This is a genomic window from Psychrobacter sp. Ps4, from assembly GCF_022129285.1.
In the GTDB taxonomy this organism is placed as follows: domain Bacteria; phylum Pseudomonadota; class Gammaproteobacteria; order Pseudomonadales; family Moraxellaceae; genus Psychrobacter; species Psychrobacter immobilis_A.
This window is the reverse complement of sequence record NZ_JADQAK010000022.1, coordinates 12311-30598: the sequence shown is the minus strand read 5'-3', so window position 1 is coordinate 30598 and position 18288 is coordinate 12311. Positions and strand designations below refer to the sequence as shown.

At 43.7% G+C, this 18288-nt stretch carries 17 protein-coding genes and 3 tRNA genes (1 of these 20 running past the window's edge); 4 read left to right on the top strand and 16 right to left on the bottom strand.

Annotation, left to right across the window (positions count from 1 at the left end; all coding sequences use genetic code 11):
• The first annotated feature begins 65 nt into the window (after positions 1–65).
• Complete coding sequence (locus I3252_RS11915) at positions 66–698, top strand: YceI family protein (RefSeq protein ID WP_238035340.1); 633 nt, start codon at positions 66–68, stop codon at positions 696–698.
• Between the two features lie 91 nt (positions 699–789).
• On the opposite strand, the gene I3252_RS11910 is transcribed toward I3252_RS11915, so the two are convergent.
• The 14 genes from I3252_RS11910 to I3252_RS11845 form a co-directional block, all read right to left on the bottom strand.
• Positions 790–1203, bottom strand: coding sequence for a PaaI family thioesterase (locus I3252_RS11910; protein WP_201605045.1), 414 nt, complete (start codon positions 1201–1203; stop codon positions 790–792).
• Between the two features lie 29 nt (positions 1204–1232).
• On the bottom strand, positions 1233–1775 hold the full coding sequence (locus I3252_RS11905) for a DUF3124 domain-containing protein (RefSeq protein WP_238035339.1): 543 nt from the start codon (positions 1773–1775) through the stop codon (positions 1233–1235).
• Between the two features lie 43 nt (positions 1776–1818).
• Entirely contained in the window at positions 1819–2520 is a 702-nt protein-coding gene (locus I3252_RS11900; RefSeq protein WP_238035338.1) for a TrkA family potassium uptake protein, read from the bottom strand.
• A gap of 57 nt (positions 2521–2577) precedes the next feature.
• Positions 2578–4338, bottom strand: a complete 1761-nt coding sequence (locus I3252_RS11895; protein WP_238035337.1) for a potassium transporter TrkG — start codon at positions 4336–4338, stop codon at positions 2578–2580.
• Between the two features lie 358 nt (positions 4339–4696).
• Positions 4697–5638: a DMT family transporter gene (locus I3252_RS11890; protein ID WP_238035336.1), complete on the bottom strand. Its 942-nt coding sequence runs from the start codon at positions 5636–5638 to the stop codon at positions 4697–4699.
• A complete protein-coding gene (locus I3252_RS11885; RefSeq protein WP_238035335.1) occupies positions 5631–6857 on the bottom strand; it encodes an FAD-dependent oxidoreductase in 1227 nt (408 codons plus the stop codon). Before I3252_RS11885 ends, I3252_RS11890 begins: the two co-directional genes overlap by 8 nt.
• A gap of 42 nt (positions 6858–6899) precedes the next feature.
• Positions 6900–7322 (bottom strand): hypothetical protein, encoded by a 423-nt coding sequence (locus I3252_RS11880; RefSeq protein ID WP_055125108.1) that lies wholly within the window; start codon positions 7320–7322, stop codon positions 6900–6902.
• Positions 7323–7522: 200 nt separating this feature from the next.
• The gene (locus I3252_RS11875) at positions 7523–8008 is read right to left on the bottom strand and encodes a hypothetical protein (protein WP_201539993.1); all 486 of its coding nucleotides are present in this window, start codon (positions 8006–8008) and stop codon (positions 7523–7525) included.
• Positions 8009–8199: 191 nt separating this feature from the next.
• Positions 8200–8691 (bottom strand): M48 family metallopeptidase, encoded by a 492-nt coding sequence (locus I3252_RS11870; RefSeq protein WP_045455132.1) that lies wholly within the window; start codon positions 8689–8691, stop codon positions 8200–8202.
• Positions 8692–8881: 190 nt separating this feature from the next.
• A complete protein-coding gene (betT, locus tag I3252_RS11865; protein WP_238035334.1) occupies positions 8882–10927 on the bottom strand; it encodes a choline BCCT transporter BetT in 2046 nt (681 codons plus the stop codon).
• A 257-nt stretch (positions 10928–11184) separates the two neighbouring features.
• Positions 11185–12885 carry a choline dehydrogenase gene (gene betA, locus I3252_RS11860; RefSeq protein ID WP_238035333.1) on the bottom strand — a complete coding sequence of 567 codons (1701 nt, stop codon included), beginning with the start codon at positions 12883–12885 and terminating at the stop codon, positions 11185–11187.
• A 117-nt stretch (positions 12886–13002) separates the two neighbouring features.
• Entirely contained in the window at positions 13003–14517 is a 1515-nt protein-coding gene (gene betB, locus I3252_RS11855) for a betaine-aldehyde dehydrogenase (RefSeq protein ID WP_238035332.1), read from the bottom strand.
• A 171-nt stretch (positions 14518–14688) separates the two neighbouring features.
• On the bottom strand, positions 14689–15261 hold the full coding sequence (locus tag I3252_RS11850) for a TetR/AcrR family transcriptional regulator (protein ID WP_055125112.1): 573 nt from the start codon (positions 15259–15261) through the stop codon (positions 14689–14691).
• 1 nt (position 15262) lies between these two features.
• Positions 15263–15607, bottom strand: a complete 345-nt coding sequence (locus I3252_RS11845) for a multidrug efflux SMR transporter (RefSeq protein WP_055125113.1) — start codon at positions 15605–15607, stop codon at positions 15263–15265.
• A gap of 517 nt (positions 15608–16124) precedes the next feature.
• Between I3252_RS11845 and I3252_RS11840 the strand changes: the two genes are divergently transcribed.
• The 3 genes from I3252_RS11840 to I3252_RS11830 all read left to right on the top strand — a co-directional run bounded on the left by I3252_RS11840 (position 16125) and on the right by I3252_RS11830 (position 17977).
• Positions 16125–16200: transfer RNA gene (locus tag I3252_RS11840), tRNA-Asn, on the top strand.
• Between the two features lie 375 nt (positions 16201–16575).
• Entirely contained in the window at positions 16576–16917 is a 342-nt protein-coding gene (locus I3252_RS11835) for a CopG family transcriptional regulator (RefSeq protein WP_109589375.1), read from the top strand.
• A 325-nt stretch (positions 16918–17242) separates the two neighbouring features.
• Positions 17243–17977, top strand: a complete 735-nt coding sequence (locus I3252_RS11830) for a hypothetical protein (RefSeq protein WP_238035331.1) — start codon at positions 17243–17245, stop codon at positions 17975–17977.
• Positions 17978–18068: 91 nt separating this feature from the next.
• Here I3252_RS11830 and I3252_RS11825 read toward each other — a convergent pair.
• Positions 18069–18159: transfer RNA gene (locus I3252_RS11825), tRNA-Ser, on the bottom strand.
• An 83-nt stretch (positions 18160–18242) separates the two neighbouring features.
• Positions 18243–18288 (bottom strand) — tRNA-Ser (locus I3252_RS11820); it runs 145 nt beyond the window's last position.

The window sequence follows — 18288 nt, the reverse complement described above, 5'->3', positions numbered from 1 at the left end:
ACAGCATGGATTGCGCTCATCGACGACGTTCTTTATTTATCAATAGCCCGCAAAGGAATGTAGCTATGAGCATCCTATCTTTTATTCTAAAAAAATCATATATCTACCCTTTACTGACATTGGCACTGACACTGACACTGCCATTATTAATAATAAGCGCTGCACATAGCAGCCATGCCGCCAGTTATACCATCAATCCTGCTGGCACCCATGTGCGCTTTGCCATTGAACGCTTCCAATCCCCTGCCACTGCGGGCGGCTTTTATAATGTCCAAGGTCAACTGCAATATGACTCAAGTTTAAAAACTGGCAATATCTCCTTGGTCATTCCGATCAGCTCTCTAAATACGGGAAATAAAGCATTTAACCAGACTTTGACAGGCCCTAGCTTCTTTGATATGCAGCGCTTTCCGTTGGCACGTTTTGATTCTAACAAATGGTATTTTAGCCAAGACAAATCACGCCCAATGGTCACAAAAGTAGACTGTCATCTAACGCTGCATGGCGAAACCCATCCTATTAGCTTAACAGCGACTAAGTTTGACTGTTATCTACATCCCACGCTCAAAAAAGATATTTGTGGTGGGGATTTTACGGCGATGATTGATCGCACCAAATGGAATATCGATAAATATGCGTGGTTTGGCGTCACTAAAAACCTTCATTTAAACATTCAGGTCGAGGCAACCAAACAGTAGCAGTCCTTATCAGCATTAATTTTATGACATTAATTTTTATAGCACTGCTTTTTTAGAGACTGTCCTCATTTTAAAAATGGGCTAAAAATAGCTAAACGTGCTGAGGCGGTACGGAATACGTGCCAACTACGTGAGCCACCATGTCGCGAGAGCCTTCAGAATAAAGCGCAACCTCGCCAACGATTAGCGTGCGACCTACTTTTATCAACGTACACTCAGCGATAATACGTGCTTCTGCTGAGGGTTTGCGCAAAAAGTTAATGGTCAAGCTCGTCGTCACTGTTAATGGCACAATACCTATTTTACCAAGTATCGCCACATAGAGAGCCACATCAGCGATGCTCATCAATACTGGTCCAGAGACCGTACCACCGGGACGCAATTCATTGATACCAATATCGTGTGATAAGGTCGAGCGATTGTCACCGACTGCCTCGATGACACATTTAGTTTGTGGAAATTCCAACGCCATAAAGGCGACAATTTCTTCTTTGGTTGCAGACATATCCTTTCCTTGGATTTTATTATCCTTAATCAATGCACCACTGGCGTACCTTCTGTACTAAATGCAAAGCCTTTATTGCTAAAATTACCGATCATCACCGCCTCAATGACGGGCTTGACCGTCTCGTCTATCCCTTCGACTTCAATGATAAAGTTGGCGCCCGATCCGCCTTTATCCTCTTCTTTTTCGACGATATAATTGAGCGTGGCCATTGCTGGAAGCTCAATCGGTTTGTTTAAATAGGATTTTATAAAGGTTCCATCAGTGCCATAGTAATCAATTTTATTGATATACAGCGATTTTTTTAGCGTGGTATTGCGTACACTCAAAGTCGCTGATAGCAAGACTTTACGATTGTCTCTATCGGTATAGATGTCAGAATAAATGGGCACATAAAAGGTTTGTTTATAGGCAAACTGGCTACGATCAACCGCTGTTGTCATCTCCAGCTCTTGAATGGGGTCTTGATGTTTTTCTGAATACAACACGTTCGGGTCTTGCGGCGTCTGGTCACAACCTGACAACAATTCCATCGTCGCAAGCAACAAGATGGATATAGTGCGCTTACTCATAAGTTTCCCCTTTGCCTTTTCATGTCACGGCTGTTGCAAATGTTTATTTGATTTTCACACCGACACTACGCAGAAACTCGTTGATATGCTTGTTAGCACCGTAGATGACCAATACGTCGTTATCTTGCAATACTTGCTCAGGCGCAGCCAAGCCTTTAATACTAGGCTTACTTTGCGTACGACCAAGGCTGTCTTCATAATACTCATAGCGCAGGGTACTAAGCAATCGAATATTAAACTTTTGCTCCAATTGCAAGTCGTCAACGGTCTGACCAATCAACGACTTGGGAATGCTAATCTCTACCATACTGAAATGATCACTCAGCTCAAACGAGTCGACGAAATAACGTAGCGACAGCCGTTTGGCCCAGCGATTGGCCGCCTCTTTTTCAGGATGAATAAGGTCGTCCACACCGATAGCTTGCAACACTTTTTCGTGCAGTGGATTGATACTACGACTGATCAAACGTTTTGCTTTTAGGGTTTTAAATAATGCCGTCGCCATGACGTTTGCGCCTTGGTCTTCACCGATTGCGACAATAACGATATCAGTGTCGACAATCGGTAAACCATTGACGGTATATTCATCCGTGGCATCCATACAGATGGTATGAGAGATGACTTCCTTATACGCCTCAACCTTTTGCATGCTGCTGTCAATGGCAATCACTTCATGCCCCTGACGGGTCAACGCCATGCCTAGCGATGAGCCAAAGTTCCCTAGCCCTACGATGATATATTTCATAACCTTATTAACCTTTTTCAGTATTTTTTAATGATGAAATGGCTTATTCACGACCATTTAATTGATCGTGATTTCTTCAGTTGGATAGCGATAATTGCGCTGGCGTCTATTTTTAAGTAGGGCAATAAAGATGGTCAACATGCTGACACGCCCAACAAACATAATGACTGACACCACCATTTTGCTAAAATCTGATAACTCTGTCGTCAAATTCAAACTTAATCCCACAGTGCTGTAAGCTGAAAAGCACTCAAAAACCACCTTGATTAAATCAAGCTCCGGTTGATCATAGCTGATGAGCGTCACCCCCATACCGATGACCAATAAAGACAGCCACATAATAGAAAATGCACGGCGAATCGAGATGTCAGCAATCTGCCGCTTAAAGACCTCAACGTTGGTCTGACCACGTGCCAAACTCAAAGTGTTTAACAGGGCAATCGCAAACGTACTGGTTTTGATACCACCGCCCGTCGAGTTTGGCGAAGCACCAATCCACATCAAAAATATCGTCAACATAATCGTGGGAAACGCGAGTTCCCCCATGTCGATGGTATTAAATCCTGCGGTTCGCGGCGTGGCAGCAGTAAACAGCCCTGTGACAAGCTTACCGAAAAAACTGCGATGGTCTGCCAGCACATTGTTATATTCAAATATCATCACACCGATGAGACCTACCAACAATAAAGCGCCCGTCGTAATCAAGGTTATGCGGCTATTAATATTGAGCAACCATGGTCGATAAATATAACGCTGATCATGGCGATATATCAGGCGCTCGGCACGATCACGCAAATAACGCAGCACATTGACCACAATGACAAAACCCATGCCGCCAAAGATAAAGGTCGTGGCGATAATCAGTTGTAATGGGTAATTAAAACGTAGCGCGTCATCATACATGCCAGCGCTAAATGTAGAAAATCCAGCATTACAGAACGCAGAAATCGCATGGAAAACAGAGAAGAATAACTGCTCAGACCAATCCATATCTGGTATGTCATAAATACTGATATAAATGAGTGCCGCAGCCACTGCCTCAACGGCAAATGTCACGTATAAGATGGATTTGAGGGTCGATACCACATCACCCATGCCGCGCATGTAGGACATCTCACTGATGCTCGCCTGCGTCTCATAACTGACACCACCCTTGAAGAAATAACTAAAATACGTCACAAAGGTCAAAATACCCAAGCCGCCGATCTGTATCAGCCCCATGATAATGACTTGCCCAAAAGTCGTGAAATAAGTCGCCGTATCTACCACGATGAGACCAGTCACACAGACAGCACTGGTCGCGGTAAAGAGCGCATCAATGAAAGACAGCGGCTGCATCGTTGCATTGGGCATCATCAGTAGCAATGCACCGACCAATACCAATGACAAGAAGCTTAAGATAAAAAACTGCGCAGGGTTTAAAAAGGTACGGTTGAGATTAAAATCGTGGTCAGATATTTCACGAATAAAGGTCACAAAGACGGCAATTTTGATGGCAACGAAGCCATCAACAGCGACCGACATCCCAGAGCGCACCAAATCAGTGAAATGTGCTACCAATAGGATAACAATCGCGATACTGGTCAGTAAGTCAAAGACCGCGACTTTATTTAGAGTCAGTGGCTTTTTGCTATAGATGTAACGACCTGCCGTCACAACAAAGCCTAAAAAAATAATCGCCAGATAAAAAATATGGAAAACCTGTTGTAGCCACATCGGCAGCGTGAAACCACTGTCTAATAAAGCAATGGCTACGCCGATAATACTAATGACAATCGTGACATTATTTAACAATCGATAACGCTTGGCTGCATGCATCGCCCTAATCCATGATAGGAATAACCACGATATTTATACTCCTTTTTTGTGTTACTCACAAAAACTGATTTGAGATAATCGTAACCAATTATGATGCCCTTTTGAACACTCATACCTAGCCATGCTGATTGCTAAAATGGCTGTAGATAAATTATAGATTGGCAGTGACGGTAATATTTACGTTCTAAAGAGGTTTTGTGAGGTTGGATTAGATAAAAAAATGATTATTGTGAGGGTTGCATAGTGGCATTTCTACATGGCTACATTTTTGGATAGTTGCAGTGCAAACATATGCTCTAGTAGGGTCATTAGTCTATAGGTTGGCGTATTTATGAGCGCTATATCCCAATAATCATATTTACGTAGTTTCTGTCGATGTGGTCGCCATTTTCACCCCGCCCCATGTCACCAAACCAACGCCCAGTGCGATCAATGAAGCACCCAAGAACAGCCCTTCTGGCGGCATCTCACCCTGCAAAAAAATAGCCACTGGCACACCGACAACTGCGCCGACCGATCCTAATAAACTTAATAAAACAGGACCGCCGGTTTTTTGTAGTAAAAACAACAATAAGAATTGACCTGCAAATACGGCGGCTTGTATGCCAATCACACCTAGCGGCACCCAGTCCAGTGGCATATTAACTGAAAAACTAGGCAATACACTAAATGACAGCAGCAACAGCGACGCCGCGATTAGCATACCTGGCGCGAGTGCGCTAGGTGATGCCTTATCAGGCCAGCGTAAGGTGCGATATATATTACCAATAGCCAATAATACTGGCCCGCAAAGCGCGATCAAAATCCAAAAAGTACTGGCGTCTGGCGTCGAAAACTTACGCACTGCCAATACTCCTGCGCCAAGAAGCGCCGCGGCGACACCCAAAGCGCGGACGATATTAAATCGCTCCATCCGCAGTGCCAATGCGCCAAGATAAGTCAGCAATGGTGGAAGCGAGATAATGAGCGCGACGAAACCTGCACCTACATGTGGAATAGCCGAAAACAGTAGTAAATTAGAACCTGCAACACTGATGAGCGCCGCCACAAAATAGTATTCAAAGCTACGCGCATTTAAGGGAGGTAATTCGTGCCGTATTAATGCAACGATCAATAAAATAGCAGCAGCGCCCGTGATGGACCAAAAGAGAAATGCCAGTGGTGTAATACCTATCTCACCAGCATATTTTGCCAAATTGGTAGAAATACCAATCAGACCTCCTCCGCCTAACAAGCAAGCAAAAGGGATGAGCCATGTGCTGGTGTTGCGAGAAGCTTGCTGTTCTAAAGACTCACTCATCAACTATCCTATTGGATGGTAACGCCGATGACGATAGCTCATCAGACAAACCTAAACCTAAACTTTGTACCGCCTTATGTGCTGCGTCGATAGCACCAGCAATATAACCGGGGAATGACTCTGACCATTCACTAGCGCTGCCCGTTAGGCAGTCTTGCCATGCACCTGTATTCGGCTTAGCGTTCGGTGCGCCAGCATGTTGACCTGCGCCACTGGCATCAGCAGGCGTCGCGGTCAATGAATCTTGCGCCCAGTCTTTCAAATATTCAGCCGTTGGCGTCTCTGCCTGTTCGCCAAATAAACGTACCAACTGCGCGCGGCAATGGGCTTTTAGCTCTGACTCCGAGACGCTTTGGCGGACGTGAGCAGGAACGCCAAAGAAGCCAAATAATGCACCTTCGCCCTCTACCAAGGACGCATCATGAATCTCAGTAAGTGGCCCTACTGCACTTCTCGCTGAACCCGATAGTCCTTGATTGCGCCAAAAGGGCGACTCATAAACCGCCACATATTTGGCATGTGGCGCCATCCATGTCGCGGTCTCTTGCCATTCTGTTATCAACGCCTGTGGTAAAGCAGGTTCAAAATTAATATTAGCCGCCGCCAAACGAGGCGGTAGCGCAAGGAGCACATGCTGCGCTTGATAAGTAGTTATTTGACCAGCTGTCATCTGTTCAGAGCTGCTCTCGCTCTCTATGCTGATACAGCGCTCAGTCTTGGTTACATGCTTTACGATTCGCCCCGTGATAATGCGCGTAGGATTTAAACGCGCATACAGAGCATCAATGAGCGATGCCATACCACCGACGAGACGCATAGACGGTGGCGAACTTTGATAGCCTTGGGTACGGATAGGTAACTGATTGGCGGCACGTTCAACCATCATATCGCCGTCCTCGAATTGCGCAAAACGTGGTAAATTCAACGTTCCAATAAGACTGCTCAAATGCGGCTGATACTCTGGCCAAAACCACGATGGCCCTAAGTCGAAGCCATCGTTTGATTTTTCATTATTAGAACCTTGGCTTTTAGAAGACATATCTACTGATGCATTCTCTACTGAGGCTTTATTGCTTGATGATGGAGCAACAGCGATGCGCCCGCCCAATCTATCACGCGCCTCAAGCAATATATAATCGATGCCTCGTTGTTCTAACAAAAACGCTGCATATAAGCCACTCAAGCCACCACCGATAATTGCAATAGGTAGGTTTTGCATAACAAATCATTCCTGCTTAGTTGAAGCTATTCAGTATTGAGATTATTCAGCCAACAACTTGGTAAGTAGCTCGTCTATCTCAACCTTAAACTCTTTATCTTCAATCTTATTGGCAGTGATTTTGGCATTTTGCAGACTTTGAATAGCCGCTTCTTTGTTACCTGTCTCAAGCTGTAACACTGCCATAGAAAAAGCAATCGACGATAAATGATCTTTTGAATTAATCGCAGTCGCTTTGGCTAAGGCCTTGTCATAAATAACTAAGGCTTCGTCTAAATCTTCGGTAAAGTCAGCCAATGTTTCCCACTGTTCTGGATGGTCTTTATCGGTATTTTCATTATCATTACAAATGGCTTCTAATTCGGCATAAAACCCATCAAATGCTGCTTGATTGCCTATACGATCAGCTTCCAATAACTCTTCAGCTAAAGTATAAATTGCTTTATAAATTTTGGTATTAATCATTGCTCATAACCTTTTATGAATTAGGATCTATGGTACTTGTTTTTCAGCCAATAGTACTTGGCGAATATTACTTGGTAAACAGTGCTTAGCTGGGATTATAACGCAATTCCACTAGCCAAAATGACTGACACAAAAAAAGGATGCGATAGTCGATATCACACCCTTTTTATTCATCAAACTACTAATTATTTTTTATCTGCCTAAAAGCTCATTATCTTGGTGGTTTGATCGACCATTAGCGCTCCGATATCAGCAGGATCAGCAGCACTCACGCCGTCAATCAGTGCCGACTGGTCAATACCCTTACCCGGTAGATAAAGTGCACAAACCTCAACCTTGGTATTGGTATTTTTCATGACCATTTGCATCAAACCCTGTGGGCTCATATTTTTAGGCGGTTGTGCTGTGGTCACACTTTTTGGCGCATCACGGAGTGCCATATCACCGGCTGGACCGCAGAGCAATACTCGAGTATTGGCACCTTGCTGCGCGGATTGCATGGTCAGTACCATCGACATCAGCTGCACTTGAGCATCCTCTGATGTCACATTTATCAACACCGATGGCGTCGGTTTTTTATTCTCTGGAATGACGTCACTCTTTTGTGACATAGCATTGGTCGCTGTACAGCCAACCATCAGTGAGGCGGCGCTTATAGCAAGTGCAGTAGCAACTATCCGTTTCATCATCTTCTCCATTTATCAACAATCATTAAAATCATCGTTATTAAATTATACACTAAAATATATTAATAAAAGGTATAATATTATTTATGATAAGAAATTTATGATAAGAAATTTATGATAAGAAATTTATGATAAGAAATATAATCTGTGGCGTGTCCTCATTTTGAGAAGAAAAGGATACAGCACTGCGATCACCTCAATTCGCGCCAGTGCAACCACAACCGCGTATCAAGCTCAAACTGATGATACTCAGGCTCCATATGACAGCATAATTGATAAAACGCTTTATTATGCTCATGCTCTTTAAAATGCGCTAACTCATGCACGACAATCATGCGCAAAAACTCAGGCGGCGCTTCTTGAAATAAGCTGGCCACGGTGATGCTGTTGTGGGATTTTAGCTTACTGCCCTGTATGCGAGACTGGGTGGTATGAATACCTAGCGCATGTTTGAGGACCGTTAATTTACTGCTATAGCTGACATTCGATAACTGTCCCACTTTGCGCATATATTGGTTTTTTATCTCATTGATATACTGATAAAGCGCCTTATCACTTTTTATTTGGTGCTGAGTGGGATACTTTTTTTCTAGATATGCGCCCAATGTACCATCGCTAATCAGCAATGCCGCTTGGGTTTGAACTTGCTCAGAATAATGAGCGATGTACTTTAATGTGGTCACAAACTTATCCTTTGCTAATATTTCGAAACTGATAATCCGAAACGTATCTTTATATATTTTACCCTATATCTACTGATTTTATTTTTCATAAAACAACCCCATAAGCTGCATTCAACTTATGGGGTTGTTTGTTACGATGTTTTTACTTAAGTGTTTTTACTTCAATATTCAGGACGTGTTGATAAATCAATTAACGCTCTAAATGTAGATACTGCAAATGGCGCTCGTACTGATTTAAGATATCGACCAACACTTGCTCTTTGGAGTAACCAACCAAGTCATACTCTTGTGAGCCTTCACTTAAGAACACTTCCGCACGGTAATAGTACTCTGCATTCTTAGTTGAGGTGCTCAATGTAAAGTTAGGACGCTCAGCTTTAATCAAATTCACTTCATAAATAAAGTCGTCTTCATCGCCATGTCCAACTCGCAATTTTAGACCATCTATTTGACCGCTACTCTCATCCATTCCTTCATCTATATCTTGTCCGATATGTTCAGGGTTACGGATGTCCAAAGAGGTTTTTAGACCGCCTGCCGCAAACTCTTTTTCAACTTCCGTCATGGCAGGTCTAACCACATTTTGTAAAAAGCGTTCAACTTGTGCATGTCTAGGGAAACTGACGATACGTTGCAAGCGTGCTTTCCAGCTCTTACCACTATCAAGCACATTAGCCGTACCAATCGTACTGGCTTTGCGTTTATTACCTTCTTCTTTTAGCGACTTCCACATTGACATCATATAAAGTACAAGGATAAGCGAGAATGGCAAACCAGCAATTACAGATACTGACTGCAATGAGGCAAAGCCACCAGCAAACAATAATCCCAAAGTGATAAGACCTGTTGCTGCTGCCCAAAACAGACGCAACCAAACCGGGGCATCGGTGTCATTGGTCATGCCGCGTGAGCTCAAGTTCGCTAATACTAACGCGCCTGAGTCCGCTGAGGTCACAAAAAACACTAAACCAATGACCACACCAGCGAATGATAAAACGTTACTGTAAGGAAAATACTCAAACAAGGCAAACATACCCATGGCAGCATCATTGACAGCGATTTCACCAAGTTCAGTTGCCCCATTAGCAACCAAGTCTATCGCCGAATTACCAAAGATAGAGAACCATGCAAAAATGAAACCCAGCGGAATAAACATCACGCCAAAGACAAACTCACGCAAGGTACGACCACGGCTAATACGCGCGATAAATAGACCAACAAACGGTGCCCAAGCGACCCACCATGCCCAGAAAAATATCGTCCAGCCTGACTTCCAATCAGCACCAGCAGTACCGTCATAGGCATATACATCAAAAGTTTTAAAGAGAATGGTTTGAAAGTATTGACCAATATTTTGAGTAAAGGTATTCAGCAAATACACCGTATTACCCATCACCAATATGGCGATTAATAGCAATATCGACGATAGCATATTAAATTCAGATAAGCGGCGTACGCCCTTTTCCACACCTGTCATCGCCGAAATAGCCGCAGCAGCAACGACACCTACAATAATAAGCGTCTGTACTGTTTTGCTCGATTCGATACCGAAGACATGAGTCAGTCCAGCATTGGCTTGCAATACCCCAATACCCAAACTGGTGGCGATACCCATCAAGGTACAAACAACACCAAAAGTATCAATACCATCGCCAAGCCAGCCTTTGATCAAGCGCTCACCAAAGATAGGCGTCAGTGGTGAACGCAGCGCCAATGGCATGTTTTTACGATACGCAAAGTACGCCAATGCCATACCGATTAAGGCATAAATACCCCAACCATGTAGCCCCCAATGTAAAAAGGTTTGCGCAAGTGCTTCGCGCATCGCTTCTGCACTGGCAGGCTCCAGCCCCGTATGTGGCGTTAAATAATGCATCAATGGCTCAGAGGCACCAAAAAACAGTAAATCAATACCGATACCCGCAGAGAACAGCATCGCCGCCCATGCTAGGAAAGGAAACTGGGCTTTTTCGTGGTCTTGCCCAAGCTTGATATCGCCGTATTTAGAAAAACCAACAAATAGTGCAAATATACTATAAGCGGCAACCACCAGCATGTAATACCAGCCAAAACTCTCTGATACCCATGCCATGCTTGAGCTTAACAATGTCTCACTATAATCTGGAAACGCAATCGTCCAGATAATTAATAAAATAGAGATAATAGCTGAACCTAAAAAAACCGTCTTGTTTAGAGTCAGGGGTTTCGTCGCATCTTTTGATGGCGAGCTGTACATAAAAGACCTCAATAGGTAAATTAAACAGGGTCTGATATTGATTTGTCCGTCATAACTTGAGGACTGTATGACGCACAAAGCAGTACCAATAAATGAAAACTGCAATGTAAATAAAAAATTAAATGACAATCAAAGGCAGCCACAACAGTATTAAAAATACTTAATACATTAGTGCTGATGAAAAAGACCTTTGCGTGGAAAGGTCTTCTTATTGAAATTGCTTATATATTTCATTGCCTAATAGCTCATATAGCTCTTTATACAGTAGAGCGGTAAGCGCGCATCGGCTCAGTTCTAAGCGGTGCACCATTGGCAACGTAATAGTCTACCGTCGAGCGTGGTAGCTGCTTACCACGCATCTTATCGACGATTTTTTCGGCAAGCATAATGGTGGTCGCGTTCAGATTACCACTGATGATATTTGGCATAATCGACGCATCAACGACGCGCAAGCCATCGATACCATGTACGAGCCCTTCGCCATTGACCACCGAATCATTACCTTCACCCATCGCACAAGTACACGACGGATGATAAGCGGTCTCGCTATGATTACGGACATATTCGTCTAGCTGCGCATCGGTCACCAAGTCATCGGTTGGCGCAATGGCGCGACCACGATAAGGGTCAAGTGCTGGCTGATGCATAATTTCACGGGTGATACGCATTGCCGCGCGGAACTCGTGCCAGTCTTGGTCGTGAGACATATAGTTAAACAAGATGCTCGGATGAGTGCTTGGGTCTTTTGAGGTCAGCTTGACGCGACCACGACTTGGCGAGCGCAATGAGCCCACATGCGCTTGGAAACTGTGCGACTTCACGGCACTACGACCATCGTAGCGCACTGCTAATGGCAAGAAGTGGTACTGGATATTAGGATGGGTAAACTTCTCATCGGTACGAATAAAACCGCCCCCTTCAAACTGATTTGAGGCGCCAAGTCCTGTGCCATTGAACAACCATTCGGCACCGATGGCAGGCTTATTCCACCATTTATTGGCAGGCGCAATCGACACTGGCAGCTTACATTCGTACTGCATATACAGCTCTAAATGGTCTTGTAGATTATTACCAACACCCGGTAAATCTAAAATCTCATTGATACCCAAATCTTTGAGCCATTGACCAGGACCAATACCAGAGCGCTGCAATAATTGCGGCGATGCAATCGCACCAGAGGAGACAATCACCTCACGAGACGCGTAAAAATTCTTGGTTTGACCTTGATGAGCGACTTTAACGCCGACAGCGCGCTTGCCATCGAACAAAATCACGTCAGTCAATGCACCCGTTAAAATGGTGATATTGCTACGCGGTTTGGCACGGTCGAGATAACCGCGAGCAGTCGAAGCGCGGCGACCATTAGGCGTGACAAAACGATCCATCGGCCCAAAGCCTTCTTGTTGATAGCCGTTTAAATCATCCGTGCTTGGATAGCCTGCTTGCACGCCTGCTTCGATCATCGCTTGGAACAGCGGATTGACTCCTGGCTTGGAAGTGGTCATCTCGACGGGACCACCGGCGCCATGATAGTCATTTTCACCAGCATCGCGATTTTCTAACTTTTTGAAATAAGGCAGGCAGTCCAAATACGTCCAATCTTCTAAACCTTTAATCTCAGACCAATCGTCAAAATCCAAGGCATTACCACGGATATAACACATCCCATTAATCAGAGACGAGCCGCCAAGCCCTTTGCCGCGACCACAATCCATGACGCGGTTATTCATATAAGGCTCAGGATCGGTTTTATAACCCCAGTTATAAGTAGTACCTTGCAACGGCATAGCGAGCGCCGCTGGCATCTGCGTGCGAAAGTCTAAGCGATGGTCCGGACGACCTGCCTCTAACAGCAACACCTTAATGTTGGCATCTTCGGTCAAGCGGGTGGCCAGCACATTGCCTGCTGAGCCTGCGCCGACGATGATGTAGTCATATTCAGGTGTGGTTGATGTCATAAAACGCTCCATAATATTAAAAAATCCATCATTTCATATCAGTAAGGCGGTGCCAAAAGGACAAATTAGTCCTAACACGCAAACCTTACCGTTTTAAAAATTTCACAGCACAAGTGATTAAAATACCGATTCAAAATTACCAAGCTCTACTTGGATAGATTTGGTCTGCGTATAATGCTCAAGGGCTTCAATGCCGTTTTCGCGGCCAATACCTGAGTGCTTATAACCACCCACTGGCATTTGTGCAGCCGACTCGCCCCACGTATTTAACCAGCAAATACCCGCTTCAATCTGTGCAATCACGCGATGAGCGCGAGTCAAATCAGTGGTCACGACTCCTGCAGCCAAACCATACTCGGTATCATTGGCACGGCGAATCACTTCTTCTTCAGTCTCATAAGTCAATATCGACATCACTGGACCAAAGATTTCTTCGCGCACGATAGTCATTTCATCGGTGCAATCAGTGAATACCGTCGGTGCGACGAATGCGCCATTTGCCAATTTGCCTGTTGTCACACGGTCACCGCCTGTTAGCAGACGAGCACCACTCGCTTTACCTTGCTCGATATAGCCAAGTACTCTGTCCATATGCGGGAAGCTGACCAATGGACCCATATTAATATTTTCTTCCATCGGATCGCCCAACTTAATACGCTCAACACGTATCAAGATAGCTTGCTCAAATTTGGCTTGTAAGGCTTTTGGAATGAAAACCCGCGTGCCATTGGTACAAACTTGACCCGTGCTATAGAAGTTCGCCATCATCGCGATATCAGCGGCGGTATCGATATCCGCATCATCAAATATAATCAAGGGCGACTTACCGCCAAGCTCCAAGGTTACGTCTTTCAGCGACGAAGATGCCGCACTCGCCATCACTTTTTTACCCGTTGGTACGCCACCCGTAAATGATACCTTTGCGATATCAGGATGCTGTGTTAACGCTTCGCCGACTTTATAATCCCCTTGCACGACGTTGAATACGCCATCTGGCAGACCTGCTTCTGTCAATATTTCTGCCAGTTTTAGTGCCGTTAGAGGCGTGACTTCAGAAGGTTTAAAAATCATCGCATTCCCAGCAGCTAACGCTGGTGCTGCTTTCCACATCGCGATTTGAATAGGATAGTTCCACGCACCGATACCTGCGACGACGCCAAGTGGCTCGCGGCGAGTATAGACAAAGCTAGTATCACGCAATGGAATCTGACGACCTTCAATCATCGACGCAAGCCCTGCATAATACTCAACGACATCAGCACCAGTCACGATATCGACATATTTGGTTTCAGAGAGTGCTTTGCCCGTGTCTTTGGTTTCAAGTAACGCGAGTACATCGTTGCGCTCGCGTAATAGTGCAACCGCCTTTAGCAAAATACGACTGCGCTCAACCGCCGTCATCGCCGCCCAAATTTTTTGACCTTTTTGTGCCGCTTTTACCGCTTCATTAATCTGTTCACTGGTCGTTTGCTGAACGGTAGCTAACACTTCACCCGTGGCTGGATTGATGTCTTCAAAAGTAGCCAAAGATTCATCAATAGCCAAATAACGGCCGTTAATATAAGCAGTTTGTATTTGTTTTAAATCTATGATGTCTGTTAAGTTGTTTAGGTGTGTTTTTGAATCTGTCATGCGGTGCTCCTATTAACGACTGGCAAAAGCCTTATAAACAAACTAATGCTAAATGATGTCGTCATGGGTTAAATGTTTAAAATGAATTTATATAGCCTATGGCTACAAGCCTGTCTTTCAATGCTTTTTTAATAAAAAAGCTTATTTGATCAATCATTTAAGAACAGTGTTTTATTCATTCTCAGGTTGCGTCATTTTTATCAAACGCTTATGAATAGAGGTTTTATCTGAGATACTAATGCCTGAAAAATCAGAGAGCCAAATACCATCAGCCACCAGACGCACCATACATAATGTTTCGGTATTGTCGGTTGCTTGATGTTTCTTTAATTGCGCATTTGCCCACTTGGCCCACAACTCACGTAACTCGCTATCGCCTAGCATCAATGCATATAAGGTTGCTTGACTATCGAGCTCTTCCTGCCCCTTTTCGCCTAAGCTAATCGTGGCATTGATATAGGCACGAGTAAAAGAGCCGTAACGCACAGGGTCTTCTGCCATGGCTTGATTAACTTCTGCCTCAAACCTCGCCATCGCATCATGAAACACTTCAAGGATGAGTGCATTTTTAGTGGTGAAATGATGCATCACCCCGCCTTTGGTCACCCCGACCGCATCAGCGACCGCCTGAAAGGTCACTTTTGATAAGCCCTGCTCTAACGTGATCCGCGCTGCCTGATCTAGTAGCGCACGACGGACAACTTCGGGCTGTTTTTTACGTTTGTAAGCGTTTTCCATTTCCATATCAGTGCACCACAGAATTAGAGAATAAGTTCATCACCACGACACCGCCCACAATCATAGCGATACCAACCACAGCTGCCGTATCAAGACTTTGCTTAAAAAACATCAAGCCAACGAGCGATGTCAGCACAATTCCCAACCCGCCCCATAGTGCATAAGCAATACCAAGCGGTATGGTTTTGATGGTTTGTGTTAATAAGTAAAACGAGATGGCATAAAGCACACCCATAATCAGGGTCGGCACCAAACGCGTAAACTGCTCTGACTTGACTAAAAAGGTCGTGCCAACCACTTCGCAAATAATGGCGATGGCTAGATAACCGTAGGCAATAGTGGTGGGACTCATAATTAGGTTACCTGTTTCAAGTTGATCACATATTAATAATGTATATACATTAAAGAAACCATACGGTCGGTATTCTATAGAAATAATCTAGCAATGTGAAGGGCTGTTTATGACTTTTTTGTTTCGAGGGAAGTACAGATTGTTTTACTATTCAAAAAGATAGGCGACTTGTCTAATTAAATTGCCGCTAGATTTTATATCCAACCTACATAAATAAGGGTTTTGACCACTTTTAGCTCATTCTTTAACTCATTTAGCCATTTTTAGCCCATTTAGAGATTTATCGATTGAATTGAAAACACGCCCTAGTCAAAAAATAATATTTTAGCGGTCAAAATTTGCCAAAACAGCCCGCTTTATAAGGGATTACTGGTTATTTTTGATAGATAACAACAATATTTATAAATAATGGCATAATAAGGTTGACAGCCTATAACAACTTGGCTAAAATACGCCCCACATAACGCAAACAAGACAAGCGATAGCGCTTACCTAACTTGTCGTTATACCAACTTATTCTCCAATAGCTCAGTTGGTAGAGCAACGGACTGTTAATCCGTGTGTCCCTGGTTCGAGCCCAGGTTGGAGAGCCATATACTAAAAACCTTCATCATTATTTGATGAAGGTTTTTTTATGGCTGCCGTTTTCAATTAAAAGAATAACCACAATATTAGGGCGTGTCCTTATTTTAAATAACGATGACAAAAATGAGATAAATTACCGTCAAACAAGGAAAGTAGCACAAATAATATCGAGATATTGATAAGCTATTTGACGATGTTTGGCAAAATTTAGCCATTTTTTGCCTATTTAGAGGTTAATCGATTGAATTGAGGACACGCTCTAATACGATTGGCATGGCTACGGTGTTCTTTTAGGCGTTTTTGTTGTATGGTAAGGATAGTTTTGATTGGGTTAATTTTTGTCTGAGTGCTTTACTCCTACTCACTAAAAATAATGGTTTATTATGATACCTGTACGTGTAAAAAATAAGTTTTCTGATCATCCGCAAAAAATCATGCGCCCGATCAGTATTCGTTTGTCTGAAGAGATGATTTCGTTATTAGAAGCCACTTCAAAGGAGTTGGGGTTTAAACGCATCCAAGGGCTTATTCGTTTATATATCCGCCAAGGACTTGACCGCGATCATCAGGACTATACCCTAGCCCATGATGAGGTGTTCATCGAAAGTCTGCGCAAACGCGGTGTTAGTCAGCATATTATTGATGAGGCTATTGTCGTGACCCATAATAACAATATTACTCACTCACTATCTGAGCTTCAAGAAAATGACCAAGCTCATGACTAACCATTCAAACAGTCGTTAGCTGTTACTGCTGTTAATAAAAAAGACTGAGTTTGCTTAACGGCACTCAGTCTTTTTTTGTGGGCGTAATAAAAATAGCTATTGTGAATGAAAATACCGATCATGATTGCTTGTCAGAACTTATTATAAATAGTACGTCTCCTGCCCTTTTTTGCTGTCATATAACAAAAATATGCCTATTTTGCTTGCGATACAGCATTTAGCGATAATTAAACACAACCTTTCATCAAACGAGGTATATTAAGAAAACGCTCATTATTTTGTTGTCATTCTTTATTATCCATAAAGATTTTTAAGGAGGTGTACGATGGCGAGTTTACATCAACGCTTGAATAAAGCTTTGTTATTGACGATTGCCTTAGCGATACTACCAATCGTTTCTGGTTGCTCACAGCCAACCGCGGATCCAACCAAAAAAACCATACCGACCAACTCAGATCAGTGGCAGAAAAAACTCGGCACCACTTTTGAGCAGTTACCTGAATCTGAGCAGCAATTACTCAGCCGCTACATGTTGCGAATGAAACTCAGCGGTGCCTATGAGTCGGGGGCGATGCCGCGTACCACTATCAAGCAAGCCCTTGTGCAACAGCGTGAATACGAACGACTACATCCAAACAATCCAACAGGTAAAAAAAGCCCCATCGTCAGCAGCCAGCCAGCTTATAGTGCCAATGCGCAGAACTACCCTGTCGCTCTACTACCAGTCAAAACCAGCGATAGTGACAGCTTAAATCAAGTAAAACTGCAGTTTATGCTCTCTAATCACGGCAAGGTCGCCATTCGAAGCTTTAAGGGCACACTGACCATGCAAGATGCTAACTTGGCGCAGGGCAAAAGCTTTAACGTACCACTAACACAGTTTGACCCGCCTATTAAACCAGAGCAGTCTGGCAAGATCATCATCGAGAGCAGTATTGAAGACATCAACGTTATGCGTGCTATTAAAAATACCAAAGACTTGACCATCATCATCAGTAAAGGCACATTGATATTGGAGAATGGGCAGGAAATTAAGTTTGATGAGTCGCTAATGAGATAAAAAAGTGCTGCAGAATATTTATAAAATTATAGGATAAATATCCAGCATAAAAAAAGCCCCAATCATCACTGATTGGGGCTTTTTTCGAATTTGGAGGAGACGGAGAGATTCGAACTCTCGAAGGGCTACAAACCCTTGTCGGTTTTCAAGACCGGTGCATTCAACCACTCTGCCACGTCTCCATTGGTGCATTATTATAACGATATAAAATAAAAATGCAACAAAAAAAGCCGCAATCATTAATAATGATTGCGGCTTTCGAATTTGGAGGAGACGGAGAGATTCGAACTCTCGAAGGGCTACAAACCCTT

What these genes read in the sequence shown, in the direction of transcription:
- I3252_RS11915 (WP_238035340.1), top strand. Translation starts at nt 66, where the DNA reads ATGAGCATCCTATCTTTTATTCTAAAAAAATCATATATCTACCCTTTA.
- I3252_RS11910 (WP_201605045.1), bottom strand. Translation starts at nt 1,203, where the DNA reads ATGTCTGCAACCAAAGAAGAAATTGTCGCCTTTATGGCGTTGGAATTT.
- I3252_RS11905 (WP_238035339.1), bottom strand. Translation starts at nt 1,775, where the DNA reads ATGAGTAAGCGCACTATATCCATCTTGTTGCTTGCGACGATGGAATTG.
- I3252_RS11900 (WP_238035338.1), bottom strand. Translation starts at nt 2,520, where the DNA reads ATGAAATATATCATCGTAGGGCTAGGGAACTTTGGCTCATCGCTAGGC.
- I3252_RS11895 (WP_238035337.1), bottom strand. Translation starts at nt 4,338, where the DNA reads ATGCATGCAGCCAAGCGTTATCGATTGTTAAATAATGTCACGATTGTC.
- I3252_RS11890 (WP_238035336.1), bottom strand. Translation starts at nt 5,638, where the DNA reads ATGAGTGAGTCTTTAGAACAGCAAGCTTCTCGCAACACCAGCACATGG.
- I3252_RS11885 (WP_238035335.1), bottom strand. Translation starts at nt 6,857, where the DNA reads ATGCAAAACCTACCTATTGCAATTATCGGTGGTGGCTTGAGTGGCTTA.
- I3252_RS11880 (WP_055125108.1), bottom strand. Translation starts at nt 7,322, where the DNA reads ATGATTAATACCAAAATTTATAAAGCAATTTATACTTTAGCTGAAGAG.
- I3252_RS11875 (WP_201539993.1), bottom strand. Translation starts at nt 8,008, where the DNA reads ATGAAACGGATAGTTGCTACTGCACTTGCTATAAGCGCCGCCTCACTG.
- betT (WP_238035334.1), bottom strand. Translation starts at nt 10,927, where the DNA reads ATGTACAGCTCGCCATCAAAAGATGCGACGAAACCCCTGACTCTAAAC.
- betA (WP_238035333.1), bottom strand. Translation starts at nt 12,885, where the DNA reads ATGACATCAACCACACCTGAATATGACTACATCATCGTCGGCGCAGGC.
- betB (WP_238035332.1), bottom strand. Translation starts at nt 14,517, where the DNA reads ATGACAGATTCAAAAACACACCTAAACAACTTAACAGACATCATAGAT.
- I3252_RS11850 (WP_055125112.1), bottom strand. Translation starts at nt 15,261, where the DNA reads ATGGAAATGGAAAACGCTTACAAACGTAAAAAACAGCCCGAAGTTGTC.
- I3252_RS11845 (WP_055125113.1), bottom strand. Translation starts at nt 15,607, where the DNA reads ATGAGTCCCACCACTATTGCCTACGGTTATCTAGCCATCGCCATTATT.
- I3252_RS11835 (WP_109589375.1), top strand. Translation starts at nt 16,576, where the DNA reads ATGATACCTGTACGTGTAAAAAATAAGTTTTCTGATCATCCGCAAAAA.
- I3252_RS11830 (WP_238035331.1), top strand. Translation starts at nt 17,243, where the DNA reads ATGGCGAGTTTACATCAACGCTTGAATAAAGCTTTGTTATTGACGATT.